Origin of the sequence: Protofrankia sp. CiP3 (genome assembly GCF_917627345.1) — a bacterium.
Lineage (GTDB): Bacteria > Actinomycetota > Actinomycetes > Frankiales > Frankiaceae > Protofrankia.
In genome coordinates, this window is the sequence record NZ_CAKJTM010000097.1 from 13,540 (window position 1) to 17,750 (window position 4,211).

The window sequence follows — 4,211 nt, forward strand, 5'->3', positions numbered from 1 at the left end:
GTCAGTCGGCGCCCACCACCAGGGCGCCTTCCTCCGCCGCCTTGCCGGACCGGGCGCGGATAAGCCGCTCGCTGATCGAACGCCCTATCCTCGGGCGCTTTAAGGAACTACTGAGGCGCCGCACTAGTTCATGCAGAGGCCCCACACGTCGGTGTAGGTAGAGGAGCTGGACGATCCGCCGGTGTGGCCGGTCGCGGACCAGTTTGTTGTCGATGATCCGTTGGAGGCCGTGTTGCCGCTGCCGTCGCTCGGGTAATCGCCGGCCAGATGATCGCCCTGGGAACCGGGCGCGGTGAAGGCGCTGGTAGTGGGGTCGCCGCCGCTGATGGATGCGCCGCCGCTGATCATGTTGCCCGATCCGCCGCAGGTGCTGCTGGTAGCTGTCACGGCGCTGTTCGCGGTGGTCGGCCCGGACACGTGGGTGTGCTTGACCGTGACCGTGATACCGCTGACGTTGATTCCGCTTCCGCTGCAGACGGCGAAGGCGGCGGTGGTGTTGCCGGTGCCGCTCATGCCGCCGTTCAGCGCGACCGCCGTCCAGGAGGTCGGGTTGGTGCCGCCGTCAGCTGTCGCGCTGCCGGAACTGTCGGACGGGTAGCTGGCGATCGCTTTAACACTCTCGTTGCTGGCCAGCGTGGATTGCGCACCGCCGCCCAGCAGCCGGGTGTTGGCCGGGCAGGTCGCCGTCACCGAGGCCATTCCCCCGGAGGTGGTGGGCCCGGAGGTGCTGTTGACCACGACCTGGGTGTGGTTGATCGTCGTGTTGGTGAAACAGACCGCGAACGGCTGGACGGTGAAGGTGCCGGTGCCGTTCCCGCCGATACCGCCGTAGCCCAACCAATAGGTGGGATCCGTCGCGCCGTTGCTCGCGGCCGAGGTGCCGTTGGTGCTCGGCTCGGTCTCCATGATGTGGATGCCGTTCCCGCCGGTCACCTGGACCCCACCACCGGACACGAGGCCGCTGGAGCACTGGGCGCTCGTCGTGAGCAGAGAACCGGCCGCGGGGTTCGTCCAGGATGTCGTGCCGGGAGTGGCGACCGTGGCCGTGGTCGAGGCGAAGGCCACACCGGGTAGCGCCAGAACCAGCACCGCACCAACGCCCGCTGCTGCCAGGAGGTTCCGTTTGTTCGCCATTGTCGATCCTCTCAGTGTGTTGTCATCGCCGGCCACGACGGCACGGCGAAGGTCGATGGGGCACAGCACGGGTTGCGGGAGGAAGGTGGGATGCCGGCTGGCGCAGCGACGGGGCACCATGCCAAGCCGGTGATCTCAGGGGCGTCGCGAGGAGCGGCGCCCCTGAGATCACAATCAGTTCCGCTTGTTCGGTGTCACGGGGACGGCGGGCGGCGCCGTACCCGGGGCTGGGGTGGGTGCCGGGGCCGGTGCCGGGGCGCCGTCGTGGCCGACGCCGCCACCCTGGCCATGGCCCGTGGCCGGAATGGTCCACGTGATTGTGATCTCGCCGTTGCCGTTGTTCACGGTGCCCGCGTTGACCCCGGTAGTCAGGACCACGTTCTGTACACGGGCCGCGGCGAACGAGCTACCGCCGCCGCCACCACCGCCACCGCCACCGGCTCCGCCGAAGGCACCGCCGCCGCCGGAACCGCCACCGCCGCCGTAGTATCCGCCGCCAGCACCGCCGCCCGCGGCGCCACCGGAAGTGGTGGCTGTGCTGCGGCATGGCGGGTTCAGCGGCATGTCGGTGCTGCAGGGTTTGTTCCCGGCCCCGCCGTTGCCACCGGCTCCGAGTACGCCGGGCAGCCCGTCGCCGCCACAGCGGGGATCGGTCAGCGGGGGGCCATCCGCTCCGGCGCCGGTGCCGGACCGGCAGGCGCTCGGTCCGGCTGCGCCGCCGGCGGTCTGGGTACCGCCCATGCCGGAGTTTCCGGGGTTGCCGCCGTTAACCTGCACGTCGCCGTTGTCCCCGATGATCCCGCCGCCGCTGCCGCCGCCACCGCCCAGCGCGCCGCCCTGGCCACCCGCGCCGCCTGCGCCGCCACCGCCACCGCCGACCAGCAGTCGGCTGGACAGGCCACAGTGCAGCCGCTTGCAGCCTTCTTCCCTTGCTAGGCGGATGTCGGAGGAGCCGCCGCCGCCGGAGCCGTTGCCGCCGTTGTAGATGGCGGCGCCGCCCGTGGCGCCCGAGGCATCACCCGGTGCGCCGGGCACACCGCCGTTGGACCCGCCGAACCCGCCGAGGGCCCCGGCACCACCGGACGGGCCGTTGCTCATCCCGCCGGAACGGGAGGCGGCCGTGGCGTTTTCGCCCTTGCCTGCGACGTCGACCTGGAACACCTGGCCGTGGTTCAGATCGGTCAGCGTGCCGGCCGCCTGGCCACCAGCCCCGCCGGGGCGGCTGGTGATGTCGCCGAGCGGGGAACCTCCGTGCGCGGCGTCACCGGCGATGAAGTAGTGCCCGCCCTGACCGCCGGTGACCGTGACCTCTGCTGAGCTGACCCTGGGCGGCACAGTGAATGTGTCTGAGCCGACCACGTCGTATGTACAGGTCCGCGTGGTCGCCGTCGCGGACAGGACACCGTGGAGCCCGCACGGACCATCCGGCGTGCCCTTGCCACCCTGCGGGTCCTGGTGTCTTGGCACGATCACCAGCCCCTCCGGCCGCGGCCCTACGGGGATCGGCAGGCCCTCCGCGTGGGTGGACAGGACGATCGGGGTCACGTTGTTGCTGTTCCGGTTGACCACGTAGGCGCCGAGGCCTTCCGGGGTTACCGCGATCGCGAACGGATCGGCACCACCGGAGCTGAACGGGGTGCTCGGCGTGTTGGTGGCCACGTCGATCGGGGTCACCACGCTGTCCCGCTGGTTGGTGACGTAGAGCGTCTTGCCGTCGGGAGTGATGGCGATCCCGACCGGCCGGTCACTGACCTGGATCGGCGGTAGTGGCTGGTTGGTGGCCACGTCGATCCGCGAGATGGTCGCGCTGCCCGCGTTGGCGTTGTTGGTGATGTAGAGCGTCTTGCCGTCGGGAGTGATCACGATCCACTGTGGATTGTTTCCGGCCGGGATGGGGATTCCCGCCGTGTCGGTGGCCACGTCGATCGGGGTCACGTTGTTGCTCGCGGCGTTGACCACATACGCGGTCCTGTCATCGGGCGTGATCACGACGCCATGCCCGTCGTTGCCGATCGGGATCCGCGGGCCGGGGGTGTTGGTCCTCAGGTCGATCGGGGTCACGTCGTCGCTGAGGTTGTCCACCACATACGCCTTGCGCCCATCGTGCGTGATCGCGATCCCGAACGGGAACTGACCGACCGGAATAGACGTGCCGGGCGTGTTGGTAGCCACATCGATCGGGGTCACTGTGCCGTCGGCGCGGTTAGTCACGTAGACGGTCCTGTTATCCGGGGTGACCGCGAGCGCGCGAGGAGCGTTACCGACCGTGATCGGAATGCCCGGCGTGTTGGTCGTGACGTTGATCGGCGTGACCGTGTTGCTGCCGTTATTGATCACGTAGGCCGTTGCGGTGTCCGGATGCCAGCCTGGGGGCAGGGCCGAGCCCGTGCCGGGGCTGGGGGTCGTGGGTGAGGGTGAGGGTGAGGGTGAGGGTGAGGGTGAGGGCGGGGCCGTCGTGCTGCTGCTCGTGGGCGTGGGCGTTGTGGGCGGGGCCGACGGGCCCCAGTTAATGATCACCTCGCCGTTGCCGCTGTTGACCGCGCCGGTGTTGGCCCCGGAGGCCAGTACCGCGGACGACACCGAAGAGGCCACGAACGAACTGCCGCCACCACCACCGCCACCGGCGCCACCACCACCGCTGAAGGTGCCGCCACCACCAGACCCCGCGCCACCACCGAAATAGCCGCCACCAGCGCCACCGCCGGCGCCGCCGCCAGCGTCCGCGCTGGAGCCGCCGCATGGCGGGGTGAGGGTCCCCACACAGGGCTGGTTCCCGTTGCCGCCGATGCCCCCCGCGCCGGAAGCGCCGTTCGTGCCGTCAGAGCCGCAGCGCGGATCGGTCGACGGGTCGCCCACCGGCGGGTTCCCAGCGCCGTGCCGGCAGGGGTTCAGGCCACCGGCGCCGCCGACGGTCTGCGTACCGCCCTTGCCCGGCGTGCCGGGGTTACCGCCATCCACGAGGGCGCCGCCGTCGGCGCCGGTCAGGCCACCGCCGTCGCCGCCCGCGCCGCCGAGCGCTTGGCCCTGCCCGCCGGTGCCACCACCGCCGCCGCCCCCCGCGCCGACCAGCACCCGGT

3 protein-coding genes are annotated in these 4,211 nt (G+C 71.0%); 1 reads left to right on the forward strand and 2 read right to left on the reverse strand.

Features of this window, described 5'->3' with window-relative positions:
* Positions 1 to 123: 123 nt before the first annotated feature.
* Together MJ797_RS21955 and MJ797_RS27210 are read right to left on the reverse strand one after the other, a co-directional pair.
* On the reverse strand, positions 124 to 1,134 hold the full coding sequence (locus MJ797_RS21955; RefSeq protein WP_239340478.1) for a hypothetical protein: 1,011 nt from the start codon (positions 1,132 to 1,134) through the stop codon (positions 124 to 126).
* Between the two features lie 174 nt (positions 1,135 to 1,308).
* Entirely contained in the window at positions 1,309 to 3,990 is a 2,682-nt protein-coding gene (locus MJ797_RS27210; RefSeq protein ID WP_305039799.1) for a YncE family protein, read from the reverse strand.
* 18 nt (positions 3,991 to 4,008) lie between these two features.
* Here MJ797_RS27210 and MJ797_RS21965 point away from each other — a divergent pair.
* Positions 4,009 to 4,211, forward strand: a 203-nt coding sequence (locus tag MJ797_RS21965) for a hypothetical protein (protein ID WP_239340490.1), incomplete at its 3' end; no start/stop codon positions are given.